The 15,136-nt window shown below is 62.7% G+C and carries 16 protein-coding genes; 8 read left to right on the forward strand and 8 right to left on the reverse strand.

Annotated elements, in window-relative coordinates:
* Positions 1 to 220: 220 nt before the first annotated feature.
* Complete coding sequence (locus HX866_RS07810) at positions 221 to 1,840, forward strand: glucan biosynthesis protein D (RefSeq protein WP_177138831.1); 1,620 nt, start codon at positions 221 to 223, stop codon at positions 1,838 to 1,840.
* Positions 1,841 to 2,042: 202 nt separating this feature from the next.
* On the opposite strand, the gene msrA is transcribed toward HX866_RS07810, so the two are convergent.
* From msrA to msrB, 3 genes are all read right to left on the reverse strand, one after another.
* A complete protein-coding gene (msrA, locus tag HX866_RS07815; RefSeq protein ID WP_256261378.1) occupies positions 2,043 to 2,687 on the reverse strand; it encodes a peptide-methionine (S)-S-oxide reductase MsrA in 645 nt (214 codons plus the stop codon).
* A gap of 104 nt (positions 2,688 to 2,791) precedes the next feature.
* Positions 2,792 to 4,597: a cytochrome c biogenesis protein DipZ gene (locus tag HX866_RS07820; protein ID WP_177124717.1), complete on the reverse strand. Its 1,806-nt coding sequence runs from the start codon at positions 4,595 to 4,597 to the stop codon at positions 2,792 to 2,794.
* A 27-nt stretch (positions 4,598 to 4,624) separates the two neighbouring features.
* Complete coding sequence (gene msrB, locus HX866_RS07825; protein WP_177097762.1) at positions 4,625 to 5,143, reverse strand: peptide-methionine (R)-S-oxide reductase MsrB; 519 nt, start codon at positions 5,141 to 5,143, stop codon at positions 4,625 to 4,627.
* A gap of 171 nt (positions 5,144 to 5,314) precedes the next feature.
* On the opposite strand from msrB, the gene HX866_RS07830 reads away from it, so the two are divergent.
* The gene (locus HX866_RS07830; RefSeq protein WP_177097763.1) at positions 5,315 to 6,031 is read left to right on the forward strand and encodes a response regulator transcription factor; all 717 of its coding nucleotides are present in this window, start codon (positions 5,315 to 5,317) and stop codon (positions 6,029 to 6,031) included.
* Complete coding sequence (locus HX866_RS07835; RefSeq protein WP_177101974.1) at positions 6,028 to 7,488, forward strand: sensor histidine kinase; 1,461 nt, start codon at positions 6,028 to 6,030, stop codon at positions 7,486 to 7,488. The genes HX866_RS07830 and HX866_RS07835 overlap by 4 nt, the downstream gene beginning before the upstream one ends.
* 3 nt (positions 7,489 to 7,491) lie before the next feature.
* Here HX866_RS07835 and HX866_RS07840 read toward each other — a convergent pair whose 3' ends face one another.
* Both HX866_RS07840 and HX866_RS07845 read right to left on the reverse strand, forming a co-directional pair.
* Positions 7,492 to 8,082 (reverse strand): TetR/AcrR family transcriptional regulator, encoded by a 591-nt coding sequence (locus HX866_RS07840; RefSeq protein WP_177138833.1) that lies wholly within the window; start codon positions 8,080 to 8,082, stop codon positions 7,492 to 7,494.
* Between the two features lie 130 nt (positions 8,083 to 8,212).
* A complete protein-coding gene (locus tag HX866_RS07845; protein WP_177138835.1) occupies positions 8,213 to 8,800 on the reverse strand; it encodes an NAD(P)H-dependent oxidoreductase in 588 nt (195 codons plus the stop codon).
* Positions 8,801 to 8,912: 112 nt separating this feature from the next.
* On the opposite strand from HX866_RS07845, the gene HX866_RS07850 reads away from it, so the two are divergent.
* Entirely contained in the window at positions 8,913 to 9,797 is an 885-nt protein-coding gene (locus HX866_RS07850) for a LysR family transcriptional regulator (RefSeq protein ID WP_177138837.1), read from the forward strand.
* Here HX866_RS07850 and HX866_RS07855 read toward each other — a convergent pair.
* Positions 9,769 to 10,680 carry a LysR substrate-binding domain-containing protein gene (locus HX866_RS07855; RefSeq protein ID WP_177138839.1) on the reverse strand — a complete coding sequence of 304 codons (912 nt, stop codon included), beginning with the start codon at positions 10,678 to 10,680 and terminating at the stop codon, positions 9,769 to 9,771. The two genes, HX866_RS07850 and HX866_RS07855, sit on opposite strands and share 29 nt — an antisense overlap.
* Positions 10,681 to 10,774: 94 nt before the next feature.
* Here HX866_RS07855 and HX866_RS07860 point away from each other — a divergent pair, with 94 nt between their 5' ends.
* Positions 10,775 to 11,656, forward strand: coding sequence for an EamA family transporter (locus tag HX866_RS07860; protein WP_177097769.1), 882 nt, complete (start codon positions 10,775 to 10,777; stop codon positions 11,654 to 11,656).
* An 11-nt stretch (positions 11,657 to 11,667) separates the two neighbouring features.
* Here HX866_RS07860 and HX866_RS07865 read toward each other — a convergent pair whose 3' ends face one another.
* Positions 11,668 to 12,798, reverse strand: coding sequence for a patatin-like phospholipase family protein (locus HX866_RS07865; protein ID WP_177101967.1), 1,131 nt, complete (start codon positions 12,796 to 12,798; stop codon positions 11,668 to 11,670).
* A gap of 283 nt (positions 12,799 to 13,081) precedes the next feature.
* On the opposite strand from HX866_RS07865, the gene HX866_RS07870 reads away from it, so the two are divergent.
* The 3 genes from HX866_RS07870 to HX866_RS07880 all read left to right on the forward strand — a co-directional run bounded on the left by HX866_RS07870 (position 13,082) and on the right by HX866_RS07880 (position 14,829).
* Entirely contained in the window at positions 13,082 to 13,507 is a 426-nt protein-coding gene (locus tag HX866_RS07870; protein ID WP_177097771.1) for a YciI family protein, read from the forward strand.
* A gap of 32 nt (positions 13,508 to 13,539) precedes the next feature.
* Positions 13,540 to 13,956, forward strand: a complete 417-nt coding sequence (locus HX866_RS07875; RefSeq protein WP_177102671.1) for a VOC family protein — start codon at positions 13,540 to 13,542, stop codon at positions 13,954 to 13,956.
* A gap of 204 nt (positions 13,957 to 14,160) precedes the next feature.
* The gene (locus tag HX866_RS07880; RefSeq protein ID WP_177097772.1) at positions 14,161 to 14,829 is read left to right on the forward strand and encodes an HAD family hydrolase; all 669 of its coding nucleotides are present in this window, start codon (positions 14,161 to 14,163) and stop codon (positions 14,827 to 14,829) included.
* Here HX866_RS07880 and HX866_RS07885 read toward each other — a convergent pair.
* Positions 14,791 to 14,988: a hypothetical protein gene (locus HX866_RS07885; RefSeq protein ID WP_177138841.1), complete on the reverse strand. Its 198-nt coding sequence runs from the start codon at positions 14,986 to 14,988 to the stop codon at positions 14,791 to 14,793. The genes HX866_RS07880 and HX866_RS07885 overlap by 39 nt on opposite strands.
* Positions 14,989 to 15,136 lie beyond the last annotated feature (148 nt).

The following is a 15,136-nucleotide window of genomic DNA, read 5'->3' on the forward strand; positions in this document are numbered from 1 at the left end:
TCACAGGGTGCCTCGAGTCTACAGAGAGGCTGGAAACATATAGCCACACCTTGGCTGAATAAAGCCTGTCAGTAAGTTTTCTGTAGGATATTGCGAACCGTCACGGGTATTTGTTATCTGTTACCTGTAGCCGCATTCGTTCGCAGTCTTGAACGAGCGCTTCTTTTGATCCGGCACCCAAGGGCGCCGGATGTCTGGTAGCTCCTGTACGGGTCTTTTTATGCACCGCCGCAATCTTTTGAAAGCTTCCATGGCCCTGGCGGCCTACACCGGCCTGTCGGCCAGTGGTCTGTTCGCGGCTCGGGCGCTTGCCGCCACCGCGGATGGCGAGATAGAACACTTCGACTTCGAGACCTTGCAGGCCCACGCGAAAACACTTGCGGCCAAGGACTATGTCAGCACCCGTCAGGTGTTGCCGCAGTCCCTGGCGGACATGACGCCGCAGCAGTTCAACGCCATTGAGTACGATGCCCGGCACTCGCTGTGGAATGAACTCAAGGGCCAGTTGGACATGCAGTTCTTTCACGTAGGCATGGGTTTCAAGCAACCGGTGCGCATGTACAGCGCCGACGCGCAGACACGTCAGGCCCGGGAAGTGCATTTCCGTCCGGCGTTGTTCAACTATGCCCGCAGTGGCATCGACCCATCGCGGCTCAAGGGCGACCTGGGGTTCTCCGGCTTCAAGCTGTTCAAGGCCCCGGAAATCGACCAGCACGACATTGTCTCGTTCCTCGGCGCCAGTTACTTCCGCGCGGTGGACAAGACCGGGCAATACGGCCTGTCGGCGCGTGGCTTGGCGATCGATACCTATGGGAAGAAGCGCGAGGAGTTTCCCGATTTCACCCATTTCTGGTTCGAAACCCCGGACAAGGACAGCACACGTTTTGTGGTCTATGCCTTGCTCGACTCGCCAAGCGCCACCGGTGCCTACCGTTTCGACATCGATTGCCAGGCCGAGCAGGTGGTGATGGCGGTCGACGCCCATATCAACGCACGTACCGCCATCGAACAGTTGGGCATCGCGCCGATGACCAGCATGTTCAGTTGCGGCACCCATGAACGACGCATGTGCGACACCCTTCACCCGCAGATCCACGACTCCGACCGCCTGGCCATGTGGCGTGGCAACGGCGAGTGGATCTGCCGACCGCTGAACAACCCGGCGCTGTTGCAGTTCAACGCCTTCGCCGACAAGGACCCGAAGGGTTTCGGCCTGGTGCAGACCGATCATGAGTTTGCCAGCTACCAGGACACCGTGGACTGGTACAGCCGGCGTCCGAGCCTGTGGGTCGAGCCGACCACGGCTTGGGGCGAGGGCTCCGTCGACCTGCTGGAAATCCCGACCACGGGTGAGACCCTGGACAATATCGTGGCGTTCTGGACGCCCAAGGAACCAGTGGCGGCGGGGGCTTCGTTGAACTACGGCTACAAACTCTACTGGAGCGCGATGCCGCCGGTGGGGACGTCGTTGGCACGGGTGCACGCGACCCGTTCGGGCATGGGTGGGTTTGTCGAAGGTTGGGCGCCGGGGGAGCATAACCCCGAGGTCTGGGCCCGGCGTTTTGCCGTGGACTTTACGGGAGGTGGGTTGGAGCGTCTTTCCCTGGCGGCCGAGATCGAGCCGGTGGTGACGACGTCCTGCGGTGAAGTGAAGGATATCGATGTCCTCAAGCTGGACGAGATCAACGGCTATCGGGTGACGTTCGACTGGTACCCGAGCGACGACCGGGTCGACCCGGTGGAGCTGCGGCTGTTCATTCGCACCCATGACCGGACCTTGAGCGAAACCTGGTTGTACCAGTACTTCCCGCCGGCTCCGGATAAGCGGCGCTATACCTGATAGGAAGATTTGCGGTCTGACACCGTCTTGTGGCGAGCGGGCTTGCCCGCGCTCGGCTGCGAAGCAGTCGCAAAACTGGTCATCTCGGCCTGTCTGACAGACCGAGTTCTCCGATTTCAGGGCCGCTTCGCGTCCCAGCGCGGGCAAGCCCGCTCGCCACAAGCCCTGGCCAGACTCAAGATCTGGCCTAGGGGGCTCGCCGTCAGTTGGCGTTCGGCACCAGCACCGGGTCAGCCTGGTACAGCTGCGGCTCAATGCGCTTGAGGTTTTCCACCTTCGGCAAATCATTGATGGCGATATACGGTGCGGACGGGTGCAACGTCAGGTAGTTCTGGTGATAACCCTCGGCCGGGTAGAACACCTTGCCGTCCTCTATCCGGGTGACGATCGCGGCAGGAAACGCCTTGGCCGCATCCAACTGGGCGATATAGGCCTTGGCGATGGTTTCCTGCTCGGCATTCATCGGGAAAATCGCCGAACGATACTGCGTGCCGCTATCCGGCCCCTGACGGTTAAGCTCCGTCGGGTTATGGGCCACCGAGAAAAACACCTGCAACAGCTGCCCATAACTGACCTTGCTCGGGTCATAGGTCACCTGTACCGATTCGGCGTGTCCGGTCGAACCTTCGCCCACCGATTCGTAAAGGGCGGTATTCGCCGCTCCGCCGGTATAACCCGACACCGCGTTCTCAACCCCGCGGACATGCTGGAACACCCCCTGGACGCCCCAGAAACAGCCGCCGGCAAACACTGCCGTGGCCTTGCCGCTGGCGCCGGCCGCTTGATCCAGCGCCGGTGGGGCGATCTGCACCGCATCCTCGGCCGACCAGGCCAGGCGCTGGAACATCAGCACCGACAGGGACAGGGTGGCGATCCCGGCGATTATCAGCAGCGGCGACTTGGTTTTTTGTTGCAGTACTGGCGTATTCATCGTGTTCATCCTCGTGGCGATCAACCGAAGGTAAAGGCGTAGGCTTGTACGCCGGGATCGAGAAATTCGATGGAGAAGGTGTGCTCGCCGATGTCCCCTGACTGGCGCACCAGTTGGTACAGACGCTGCTCGGTCACCATGCCGTCGCCGTTGGCGTCAGTATCGGTGCCGTGGTTGGCGCCCGGGACCGTGCCGTCGATGCGCACCTTGAAGTGCACCGGCTTGCCGTCCGCGCCAGGGCCCAGCACCAGGTGCAGGTCGCGGGCGTGGAAGCGGTAGACCACCTGGCCAGGGGCCTGGTTGAGCGTCACTTGTTCGGCGTGAGCGGTCCATTGACCGTCCAGGCCCCACTGGTTCAAGGCCGGCTGTTGCGGCGCCGCGTAGTTTTTCGATTTGTCCGCCACCTGGTCGCCCGGCGAGGCGAAGTTCTCGGCGCGGTCATAACCCAGGTAGGTTTCCGGCGATTTCACTTCGGCTTCATCGGCGGCCTGCATCACGCCCTGGGCCTGGTTACTGACCATGCCGCCGGAGACGTTCTGGTGACCGGCCTCTTTCAGCAGTTGCTGGATCACCTGCTCGGAGCCTTCGTAGTCGCCTTCACCGAAGTGGTGATAACGCACACGGCCCTGGGCATCGACGAAGTAGTGGGCTGGCCAGTACTGGTTGTTGAAACCGCGCCAGATCGCATAGTTGTTGTCGATGGCCACCGGGTACTGGATGCCCAGCTTGGTGACGGCCTGACGGACGTTGTCGATATCGCGTTCGAAGGCGAATTCCGGTGCATGCACGCCGATCACCACCAGGCCCTGGTCGTGGTACTTCTGTGCCCAGGCATTGACGTAGGGCAGGCTGCGCAGGCAGTTGATGCAGGAGTAGGTCCAGAAGTCGATCAATACCACCTTACCCTTGAGGTCGGCGGCGCTCAGCGGTGCGGAGTTGAGCCACTGCACGGCGCCCGACAGGTCCGGCAGGGTGCCTTCCACCGGCAGCGCACGTTCCGCGCCGCCGGTCTTGACGGCCATGGCCATCATGCTGCCGTTCGGTTGACCGGCATCGCTGTTGACCGCCGCCATCATGGCGCCGCCTTGCTCTGGTGCCTTCTTCGGCGTCAGGTTGTCGAGCAGCTTCTGTTCAAGGCCCGAAGTGGCGACCGTGGAGACTCGGGTCAGAATTCCGGTGTCCAGGCCCAGGGCGATGGCGACCACGCCGATCAGCATGGCCGCACCCAGCCCGCGACGCAGCCATTGGCCGGTGCCGAGGTTGCGCTTCATGGTGCTGAACAGCTTGCCACCGATCAGCAGCGCCCCGGCCAGGGACGTGGCGGCACCGGCGGCGTAGGCCAGCAGTAACAAGGTGGTGCCGATGTTCGCGCCTTGCAGGGCGGCACCGGTGAGGATCAGGCCGAGAATCGGTCCGGCGCAGGGCGCCCACAACAGGCCAGTGGCGATGCCGAGCACAAACGACGAGCGGGGGCTGGGCGAGCCGTCGTGGCTTTGTGCCGAGCGCGACAACCGGTCACCGGCCGCCACCAGCGGCTGGGTCAGGCGTTCGGCCAGGTGCGGAAACAGCAGGGTAATGGCAAAGAACGCCATCAGCGCCATGGCCAGCCAACGACCGTACTGGTTGGCCTGCACCACCCAGCCACCGCCGACCGCCGCCAAAGTGGCGACCAGGGCGAAGGTCAGGGCCATGCCGCAGAGCAACGGCAGGCCGCTGCGACGGAACGGCTCACCCGAACGGGCGAAGACGAAGGGCAGCACCGGCAGGATGCAGGGGCTGAGGATGGTCAGGAGACCGCCGAGGTAGGCCAGGATAAGCAGGAACATGATGGAGTCCTTGTTGAAACGTGGAAATCAGGCCGCGCCGGGGGCGAAGGTCATGGCGACGCCGTTCATGCAGTAGCGCAGGCCGGTGGGCTGCGGCCCGTCGGGGAACACATGGCCCAGGTGGCCGCCGCAACGGTGGCAGTGCACTTCGGTGCGCGAAACGCCGAAGGAAGTGTCGCGGCGAGTGGCCACGGCGCTTTCCAGCGGTGCGGTGAAGCTCGGCCAGCCGGTGCGGCTGTCATACTTGGCGGCTGATGAAAACAGCGTCAGGCGGCAGCCCGCGCAGGCAAACACGCCGTCGCGGTGCTCTTCATTGAGGGCGCTGCTGTAGGGCCGCTCGGTGCCTTCGTGGCGCAGCACTTCGTACTGCTCATCGCTGAGCATCGACTTCCACTCGGCGTCGCTGTGGCTGACTTCGAAAGTCTCATCGGTATCGGCCGAACGGCTGCCGCTGCCGAAGGTGGCACCCACGGCACGCCAGTCGAACAGGCCGGCGGCGAGCAGGGTGGCGGCACTGGAAACAAGAAATCGTCTTCTGGAGGACATGGCGTCGCGTCCACGGTGATTGATCAGGCTTTCATTGTCGGGCGGCGAGGGTCGCCAAATCCTCCCGTAAAGTTAACTTATTTGTGAACATTGCCCTGTGGCGATCCGGCACAATGACCCAGGCGTCGTTTCCGGCGCTTATCGATAGAGTGTCCCGCACGAAGGCTGCCCATGGATTCGCCCAAACGTATTCTGATCGTCGAAGATGACCTGCACCTGGCGGGCTTGCTGAGCCTGCACCTGCGGGACGAGGGTTATGACGTCACCCACTGCGCCGACGGCAACCTCGGTCTTGCCCAATTGAGCAAAGGCTCCTGGGATGCGCTGATCCTCGACCTGATGCTGCCGGGCGTCGATGGCCTGGAGATCTGTCGGCAGGCACGGGCCATGGCGCGCTACACGCCGATCATCATCACCAGCGCCCGCTCCAGCGAGATGCACCGGGTGCTCGGCTTGGAACTGGGCGCCGACGATTACCTGGCCAAGCCGTTCTCGATGCTCGAACTGGCGGCGCGGGTCAAAGCCTTGCTGCGCCGGGTCGATGCCTTGGCCAAGAGTTTGAAAATCGAAGCCGGAACCCTGGAGCAGGGCGGCCTGAGCCTCGACCCGCTGACGCGTGAGGCGATGGTCGACGGCAAGCTCCTGGACCTCACGCCACGGGAATTTGACCTGCTGCATTTCTTCATGAAAAACCCCGGTACCGTCTATTCGCGCATGGACCTGCTGAACCAGGTCTGGGGTTACCAGCACGACGGTTATGAACACACGGTCAACACCCATATCAATCGCCTGCGGGCCAAGATCGAAGCCGACCCGGCGCAACCCGAGCGGATTCTCACGGTCTGGGGCCGCGGCTATCGCTTCTCGCCGGTGAGTCGCCCGCAATGAACCTGACCCTTTCCCAGCGCCTGTCCCTCGCTTTTTCCATCCTCTTGCTGGCCTGCTGCGGCGCTTCGGTGTGGTTGCAGGTGCGGGCCAGCGACATGCATGAAAAGGAAGTGGTCCAGGGCCTGTCCCGGGACCTGGCCCAGAGCATTGCCCTGGACAACCGGCTGGTGGGCACCGAGGGCCTGACCATGGAGGGCGTGCGTGCGCTGTTCGGCCAGTTGATGAACGTCAACCCGAGCGTGGAAGTCTATCTGCTCTCACCCAACGGCAAGATCACCGGCGATGCCGCGCCGCAAGGCCACCTGCACCGCGATCACGTCGACCTGGCGCCGATTCGCCGCCTGCTCGACGGCCAGCCATTGCCGATCCTCGGTGACGATCCGCGCAGCGATGACGGGCGCAAGGTCTTCAGCGCCGCCGCCTTGCGCGGTGGCGGCAAGGATCTGGGCTATTTGTACGTGGTCCTCCAGGGCGAAGAACATGATCGCCTGGCGGCACAGGTCTCGGCCAGCTCGGTGCTGCGGACCACCTTGTGGGCCATGAGCCTGGTGGCCCTGTTGGGCCTGATCGCCGGTCTGATCGCCTTCCGCTTGATTACCCGTCCGCTGCGCCGATTGACCGAGACCATGCGCGATTTCGATACCGATGCCGCGCCGGCACAGTTGCCGGTGTTGTCCCGAGCCGGGGCCGGGCGTCGCGATGAGATCGAGGTGCTGGAAGCCAGTTTCGCGCAGATGGCCACGCGCATCGGTGAGCAATGGCGCAGCCTGACCCAGCTCGATCAGGACCGTCGCGAGCTGGTGGCGAATATTTCCCATGACCTGCGCACACCCCTGGCGTCGTTGCACGGCTACCTGGAAACCTTGTCCCTCAAGGACGCGGTGCTGGCACCGGACGAGCGTCGGCGTTACCTGGGAATCGCCCTGGCCCAGAGCAGCAAGGTCGGGCAACTGGCCCAGGCGCTGTTCGAACTGGCGCGTCTGGAGCATGGCGCGGTGCGCCTGCAGGTCGAAGATTTTTCCCTCAGTGACCTGATCCAGGACGTGTTCCAGAAATTTGAATTGATGGCCGAGACCCGCCAGTCGAAGTTGCTGGCGGCATTGCCCCGTGGCGCTTCGATGGTCAGCGCGGACCTGGGCATGATCGAGCGGGTGCTGACCAATCTGATCGACAATGCCCTGCGCCATACCCCCGAAGGCGGCACCATCGAGGTGGCGCTGGCCCATGGGCGCGGCAAACTCCAGGTCACGGTCAGCGACACCGGGCCGGGAATCGCCCCGACCTTGCTGGAAAATCTGTTCCGTCGGCCCTTCAACCAGGATGGCGACCGGCGTTCCGGTGGCCTGGGGTTGCTGATTGTGCGGCGTATCCTGCAACTGCACGACAGCCAGATTCGCCTGTTGTCGGTTCCCGGCAAGGGTGCGGTGTTCTATTTCGAGCTGACGGCGGTCGGCTGATCTTCAGGCGTCAGCGTCGGCCAGCAGAAAGGCCTTGGCGGCGTTCAGGAATTCGTCCGAGATCGCCTGGCCCCGGGTCGAGCGGGCCAGGGTCAGGGCGCCGACCAGCAGCGCCTGCTGCACCAGGGCCTTTTGCCGGACCTGCGGGTCGTTGGCGTCCAGCAGCGAGGTGTAAGTCTCGAGCAGGGTTTCCAGGCCCTTGACGTAGTTGTGGCGCAGTTCGGTGTCAGCGTTCTCGTGGGCCAGGTCACCGCAGAAGGCCGCCACCGGGCAACCTTCGCCGGGGGTATCGCGATGTTGGGGGCTGAGGTAGCGCTCGACGATGGCCTGGCGCGCGGCTTCGCCTTGGCCGTGGGTCTCGGCGGCCTGTTGCCAGCGCTCGTTCGACTGCTCGAAGCTGCGGCTGCAGGCTTCGGCGGCCAGGGCTTCCTTGGAATCGAAATGGCCATAGAAGCCACCGTGGGTCAGGCCTGCGGCCCCCATCACCTCGACCAGGCTCAGGCCTTTCAGGCCACGCTCACGAAACAACCGCGCAGCGGCGTCGGTAATGCTTTCGCGGTTGAGTTCGGCCTGTTTGCGCGATACGCGGGGCATGAGGGGGCTCCTGAAGGGACACGATTGATCCTATAGCATCCTTCAGATAATAAATTGCTGTAAACATCTATCTGTTTTTTCGTGCTTTGGCTGACTTCCTTGTCATGAGTTTCAGGGGGTTTCCCTTCCCTTAACGGGTGTTGAACACCTGTTCCAGATGCTGTTTGTAGCGCAGCAGATCGCTTTCATATTCGGGGTTTTTCACCACGTCGAAGCAGGCGAAGGTCGGCAGCGCCTCCAGTCCGATCAATTGATGAGCCTTGTGGAATGGGAAGTAGACGGCATCGATGCCTCGGCCTTCAAAAAAGTCATCCTGGGCCTCGAAGGCGTGCCGAGGGGCGTTCCAGGTGGATGAAATCATGTATTTGCGCCCCTGCAGCAAACCTCCGCTGCCATATCCGAGGGCGGGGGCTGCCGAACTGCGGCCGTCGTCGGCGAAGAGCTGGCCGTGGTCGACAGTGAAGACTTCATCGATGTATTTCTTCAGTGGCCAGGGCGCGCCCATCCACCAGGCCGGCATCTGATAGATGATCGCGTCGGCCCAGAGGAACTTGGCGACTTCCTCTTCTTCCCGGTAACCCTCTGTCAGATGAGTGGATTGAACCTCGTAGCCGGCGCCGGTCAGCAGGCTGACCGCGGCATCGTACAGGTTGCGGTTCAGGTCGCCTTTGGCAAAGGCATACGGGGTCCCGGCGTTGATCATGAAAACCTTGTCCATCAGGGTGCTCCGGTTGAGTTGACTGGGAGCAGACGATAGCGACGAAGATCGGCTGGAAAAATAGTGCACGGATCCGTTTAGAATGGACTCCAGAGTCATCAATGGATGAGATATGGACAGTCTGAGTGCAATCGGGGTGTTTGTGCAGGCCGCCGAAGCCCGCAGTTTCGTGGCGGCCGAACGGGTGCTGGGGATTTCGGCGTCGGCAGTCAGCAAAAGCATGGCGCGGCTGGAAGAGAAGCTGGCGGTGCGCCTGTTTCACCGCAGCACCCGAAGCATCGCGCTGACGGGCGAGGGGCTGCTTTATCTGGAGCGCTGCAAGCGGGTGCTGGATGAACTGGAGGCGGCCAACGCCGAGCTTTCGCAACTGTCGTCGCAGCCCCAAGGGCGTTTGCGGATCAGCTTGCCGCAGATCGGCAAGCCGTTTCTGCCGGTGTTTGCCGAGTTCCAGCGGCGTTATCCGGCGATCCAGCTCGACCTGGAGTTCACCGACCGGGTGGTGGACGTGATCGAGGAGGGTTTCGATGCGGTGATCCGGACTGGAGAACCCAAGGATTCCGGGCTCAGTGCCAGGCCGTTGGGAGGTTTCCGCATGTTGGTGGCCGGTTCGCCGGCCTATTTCGCCCAACATGGAGTGCCGGGCAAACCGGTCGATCTGTCGGCCCATGCCTGCATTCATTTTCGTTATCCGCTGACGGGCAAGCTGCAGAGCTGGGTGCTATCGGGAGAAGGGGGTGAGGCGGACTTGCCCTGCTCGATGATCTGCAACTCCATGGAAGGGCGAACGGCTTTCGCGCTCGAGGGTCTGGGCCTGATCTACGTGGCGGATTTCCTGATCGCAAAGGAACTGGACAGTGGTGACCTGATCGCCGTGCTGGACAGCTTCACCCGGGAAACCGGCCAGTTCAATGTGCTGTGGCCGTCGGGCCGGCATGTGGTGCCCAAGTTGCGGGTACTCATTGATTTTCTCACTGGGCAGCTGCCGTTTGTGCGGTGAGCATGCGCGGCATGATGATATTCAGTTCCTCCCCGAGAAAACTCTGCAGCGCCTGGACGGCGGCGGCCTGCACCGCCGGTACCCGACGGACATACAGGGCGAAATCGACGATCGGTGGCGCCGGCAGGCCATCGGCCGGCCCCAGCACGCGCATGCTCTCGCTGCGGATATTGCCTTCCAGCAACACCGTGATACCCAAGCCGGCTTCGACCGCCGACTGCACCGCCGGCAGGCTGGTGCTGCTGCAGACCACGCGCCAGGGAATGTGGGCCCGGTTGAGGATTTTCACCACCTGACCATGCCACAGGCAGCCGCCGCCGAACGTCACCAGCGGCAGGCTCTGGGTGCTGAGGTCGGCGGGCAGGCTCAGGCCACGGGCGCCAACCCAGAACAGAGATTGTGTCCAACAGGCCTGAGGCTGGGCGCTGATGGCCGAGGCGTCGCCGATGATCACATCCAGGGTGCCGTCGGCCAACTTGGCGGACATGGCCGCGCTGCTGTCGACAACGATTTCCAGCGAGATGTGCGGATAGGCCGCAGAAAAGCGCCGCAGTGCTCGGGGCAGGCTGCCCACCGCGATGTCCTCAAGCAGACCGAGGCGCACGGTGCCGGCGATCTGGCTGGCGGACAAGGCGCGCCGGGCATCGGTCCCGGCGCCCAGGATGCTGTGGGCGTAAGGCAGCAGCAGGTGACCGGCTTCGGTCAGGCGCAGGCCCCGTGGCGAGCGGTCGAACAGGCGGCGTTCGAGGTCGTCTTCCAGGCGTCGCAACTGCATGCTGACGGCAGCCTGTGTGCGTGCCAGGCGCTGGGCGGCGGCACCCACGGCACCGGTTTCGGCGACAGTGACGAAGGTTCGCAACAGGCTGCTGTCGAGATCGCGCATTATCAATATTCGTGAAGTCGGGATAAGAAATATCAGCTTATTTGAAGTCTGCGCGACTGGCTAGGATGGCTCGACATTCAACGGAGACTTCAGCATGCAGGACAATGCCAGCGGCCTGACACTTTCGGACACCCGTGGGGGACAGCGCCGCGCGCTGTTGTGGGCGGCGCTGTTGTGCGTGCTGTCCATGGTCAGCGTCCAGTTCGGCGCGGCGCTGTCGTCGCCGACCATGGACACCTATGGCTCCCTCAGTACCACCTGGCTGCGCCTGTGCTGGGCGGCGGCGATTCTGGCGCTGTTGGTGCGGCCGCGCCTGCGCAGGTTTTCGCTGTCGCACTGGCTGGCCGCCGGGAGTCTGGGTTTGGCGATGGCCGTCATGACCACCTGCTTCTTCGCGGCGATCCAGCGCATTCCGTTGGGATTGGCGATTGCCATCGAGTTCCTTGGTCCGTTGCTGGTGGCCAGTCTGGGTGTGCGCAGCTGGCGGGCATTGATCTGGCCGGCGCTGGCGGTGGCCGGGGTGCTGCTGTTGGCGCGTAACGAAGGTGGCTGGGTCGGCGACCCGCTGGGTTTGCTGCTGGCTTTCGGTTCGGCGGCGGGCTGGGCGGCTTATATCCTGATGATGAAAAAGGTCGGGCGGCTGTTCGAGGGATTTGAGGGACTGTCGATGTCGCTGTTGGCCGCGGCCCTGATTGCCACACCCCTTGGGCTTTGGCAAAGCGGCGGCCATCCGCCGTTGTTGCAGATCGCCAGTTGCGCGGGACTGGCCCTGTTCGTGCCGTTGTTGCCCTATGGCCTGGAGATGGTCGCCTTGCGGCGGATGCCAACGGCTTCGTTCGGCATCCTGATGAGCGCCGAGCCGGCGGTCGGTGCCCTGGCCGGTTACCTGGTGCTGGCCCAGCCGATGATCCCGATGCAGTTTGCCGGCACCGCCCTGGTGGTCAGTGCCAGCCTGGGTGTGCTGGCGTTGCCCTGAGTGTCTGCGGTTTACGAGAGCACAAGGGGCTCTGGCGTTTTCGCGGCCACGGGCAGCAGTGGGTACTCTCGGTCGGTCATTTGCGCCACCGCATGGCCATGCCGGGCGATACGTTCGAACACTTCGGGTTTGAGGCGGTTCAGGCTGGTGGGGAAGTGTGCGGCAAACTCGGCGTCGCTGCCTTTGGCCGGGTCGATCAGGGAACTGGCGATGCTCAGGTAACCGCCGCGCCCGGGGGCTCTCTTCAGGTATTCGACAAAGGTGCGGCTGCGCAGTGCACGGCTCTGGTCGGACATGATGTCGGCCAGGCGCTTGAGGCGCCACGGACTCAGCACCCCGGCGTCAAATCCCGGCTGCAGCGGTGCGCCGGCATCCGAGACGATGATCGGGTATTCGTAGCGTTTGGTCTGGCCGGTCGCCGCGTCGAAAAACGGTTCCAGGCCAAGGTTGTCGTAGACGCCACCGTCGTAGAGTCGCAGCTTCTTGAAGGGCAGGCGCACCGCGACGGCACTTTTCAGGGGGGCATCCCACAGACGCTGCATCCATTGGAAGCGGCGGGTCTTCAGCGACAGCGGGCCGATACCGCCGGGGAACGCCGCCGAAACCGCCAGGGCCTTGGCCAAGGGGAAACCGTGGGTGGCGGCATAACCGATGGAGTAGTCGCCCATATCGTTGCGCTTGAAGCGAAACCGTTTGCCGTTTTCCGCAGTGGTGCCGTTGATCGACCAATCGGGGCTGGCAGCAATCTCCGGCAGCAACGCAGTCACCCCCCATTCTTTTTGCAGGGCCAGGGCCAGCAGGTTGGCCCGAGACAGCAGGAAGCGCCAATTCAGCGGGTTGAGCAATTGACGCAAGGCACTCCAGAGCAGGCTGCGTGAACACAGCTTGGCTTGCAGGGCAGGGTAGATGCGTTGCAGGAAGGTCGCGGAGTCGGGCCATTGGCCTTGGTTTTCGTGAAACATCAGGCCCACCAGCAGGCTGCCGCCGGACACCGTGGAAATCTGCGTGACCCGTTCCAGGGCCTTTTGTTCGGCGAGGTACTTGAGCACGCCGAGGTGAAACACCATGGCTCGAACGCCGCCGCCGGAAAGGGCAAGGGCAAAATTCGAACGCTGGCCAATCGAGACTGCAGGAGACTCCATGTTTCCTCTCTGGTGGGGATTGTCGTAGGCAATGGCTTTTCGATGTTAGTGCTTTCCTGGAGCGCGGCATAGAGCCGCGAGCCAATGCCAGTCAGCCAGGCCGCATTCAATTTTCGACACACAATGAACCTTGCAGGCGCCGGATTTGCCCGCGAAGCTTTTGGCGGTGTCCGGAAAAAAGTTTTCGTGGGTTGTCGATTCCGCGCTCGCTTGTTCGATTAGTCGACAGAGCCACTGATTGGCTTGTTGAACTTGTCTACCACTGTCATCAGGAGATATGACCATGCGATTCATGGTGATCGTCAAAGCCAGCCCGGAATCGGAAGCCGGCGAAATGCCCAGTCAGGAACTGCTGGCGGCCATGGGCGCCTACAATGAGGAACTGGCCAAGGCCGGGGTGATGCTCGCCGGCGAGGGCTTGCACCCCAGTTCCAAGGGGGCCCGCGTGCAGTTCAGCGGTACGCAGCGCAGCGTGGTCGACGGACCTTTCATGGAGACCAAGGAACTGATCGCCGGTTTCTGGATCTTCAAAGTGCAATCGCTGCAAGAGGCCATCGACTGGGTCAAGCGTTGTCCGAACCCGATGGTCAGTGATTCTGAAATCGAAATCCGCCAGGTCTTCGAAGCCGAGGATTTTGGCGAGAACTTTACCCCCGAGTTGCGTGAGCAGGAAGAACAGCTGCGCGCGAAGATGTCCGGTCAATCCTGAAAACCTGCCAGAACAGGAGATCTATCATGAGCCTGAAAATTATTCCCTACCTGACCTTCAACGGTAACTGCAAGGAGGCCTTCGCGCTGTACCAGCAGGTCCTCGGCGGCGAGCTGTTTTCCCTGTCGTACGCCGATGCTCCGGCTGAGGCCTGTGTACCCACGGATGCCCCGAACAAGGACAAGATCATGCATACCCGCCTGACGGTGGGGGACTTCAGCCTGATGGCGTCCGATTGTCCGCCGCATCAACCGTTCAGCAAGATCCAGGGTATTTCGGTGTCGCTCAATGTCGATAGTGTCGCCGAGGCCGAACGTCTGTTTCATGGTTTGAGCGCGGGCGGCAGTGTGCATATGGCCCTGGGCAAGACCTTCTGGGCGGAGCGTTTCGCGATGTTCGAAGACCGTTTTGGCGTGGCCTGGATGGTCAACTGCGAGATTGCCCAGTAAACGTCGACGGCCGGGCTCCTTCGGGCCATGAATCGTAGGAGCCGGCTTGCTGGCGATCCAGGCGACGAGGTTTGACAGAACACCGCACCGATAGCATCGCCAGCAAGCCGGCGCCTACATGATCCTGCGCGACATGGGCCGTTCAGGTAATTGTCTTGCAGGAGTGAGACACTGTGCCCCTCGGTTCATGGGCGTAAAACAGCAATGACGATTTCAAACAGCGCCGTGCAGGAGCTTGGAACCTGTGTGGCCTTCGATTTTGACGGGACCATCACCACCACTGACAGCCTGCGGGATTTCGTCCGCTATCAGGTCGGCAACCGGCGCTTCCTGATCGGCGGCCTGCTGGTCTTGCCCTGGCTGGTGGGCATGGCGACGGGCTTGTGCGAGCGGGCCGAGGCCAAGGCGCGATTCCTGGCGGTCACCCTGCGTGGCAGGACCCAGGTCGAGCTTGAAGCGGCGGCGGCGCGTTATGCCGCCGAACGGCTGCCGACCCTGATCCGTCCGGAAATGCTCGAGCGGATCGAGGAACACAAACGCCTGGGTCACCGTCTGGTGCTGGTCAGCGCGTCACCCACGCTCTACCTCGGGCACTGGGCCCAGGCCGCCGGTTTTGATGCGGTGCTGGCGACGCAACTGGAGTTTCGCGACGGGCGTTTTACCGGACGCCTGGCGTCGCCCAACTGCTGGGGGCCGGAAAAAGTCCGGCAGTTGCAGCAATGGTTGGGCGATGCGCGTGGACGGGTGCTGTTTGCCTATGGCGACAGTCGCGGTGACCAGGAAATGCTGGCGTTTGCCGAACACGGCTGGTTGCGCGGGCTGAGTGCCTTGCCGTCACTCGATGCCTGGCCTGATGGGTTGCACCACGGCTGAAGGCTTCACGCCCTCAAGCAGCAGGCGGCGTTCTTGCAACACATTGCTCAGCGCCATCCGTGCGGACGGGTCCAACTGATGTTCCCGTTCCTTGAGTTCCAGCAGGATGGGGCTGGACCAATTGCGATAGGCGCGTTCTGCAGTACGAACTGCGGTCATCTCTCTCTCCTTGTTCAAAAGCCCGCTGAATAGTCGGGCGACTCCATGAGCAGAAAATCCTAGCCGAGAAATCGAGGCTGCGCTAATGCACCCGCCGTACGGTTGTCTGTTGACTTCGATCAAGGCGCCGTCGTGGTGACGCTTTACT

It is taken from the genome of Pseudomonas gingeri (genome assembly GCF_013386165.1).
Taxonomy (GTDB): domain Bacteria; phylum Pseudomonadota; class Gammaproteobacteria; order Pseudomonadales; family Pseudomonadaceae; genus Aquipseudomonas; species Aquipseudomonas gingeri_C.

Coding starts and splice junctions, on each gene's coding strand:
- HX866_RS07810 (WP_177138831.1), top strand. CDS start 221: ATGCACCGCCGCAATCTTTTGAAAGCTTCCATGGCCCTGGCGGCCTAC.
- msrA (WP_256261378.1), bottom strand. CDS start 2,687: ATGTTCCAGCGCCTGGCCTGGTCGGCCGAGGATGCGGTGCAGATCGCC.
- HX866_RS07820 (WP_177124717.1), bottom strand. CDS start 4,597: ATGTTCCTGCTTATCCTGGCCTACCTCGGCGGTCTCCTGACCATCCTC.
- msrB (WP_177097762.1), bottom strand. CDS start 5,143: ATGTCCTCCAGAAGACGATTTCTTGTTTCCAGTGCCGCCACCCTGCTC.
- HX866_RS07830 (WP_177097763.1), top strand. CDS start 5,315: ATGGATTCGCCCAAACGTATTCTGATCGTCGAAGATGACCTGCACCTG.
- HX866_RS07835 (WP_177101974.1), top strand. CDS start 6,028: ATGAACCTGACCCTTTCCCAGCGCCTGTCCCTCGCTTTTTCCATCCTC.
- HX866_RS07840 (WP_177138833.1), bottom strand. CDS start 8,082: ATGCCCCGCGTATCGCGCAAACAGGCCGAACTCAACCGCGAAAGCATT.
- HX866_RS07845 (WP_177138835.1), bottom strand. CDS start 8,800: ATGGACAAGGTTTTCATGATCAACGCCGGGACCCCGTATGCCTTTGCC.
- HX866_RS07850 (WP_177138837.1), top strand. CDS start 8,913: ATGGACAGTCTGAGTGCAATCGGGGTGTTTGTGCAGGCCGCCGAAGCC.
- HX866_RS07855 (WP_177138839.1), bottom strand. CDS start 10,680: ATGCGCGATCTCGACAGCAGCCTGTTGCGAACCTTCGTCACTGTCGCC.
- HX866_RS07860 (WP_177097769.1), top strand. CDS start 10,775: ATGCAGGACAATGCCAGCGGCCTGACACTTTCGGACACCCGTGGGGGA.
- HX866_RS07865 (WP_177101967.1), bottom strand. CDS start 12,798: ATGGAGTCTCCTGCAGTCTCGATTGGCCAGCGTTCGAATTTTGCCCTT.
- HX866_RS07870 (WP_177097771.1), top strand. CDS start 13,082: ATGCGATTCATGGTGATCGTCAAAGCCAGCCCGGAATCGGAAGCCGGC.
- HX866_RS07880 (WP_177097772.1), top strand. CDS start 14,161: ATGACGATTTCAAACAGCGCCGTGCAGGAGCTTGGAACCTGTGTGGCC.
- HX866_RS07885 (WP_177138841.1), bottom strand. CDS start 14,988: ATGACCGCAGTTCGTACTGCAGAACGCGCCTATCGCAATTGGTCCAGC.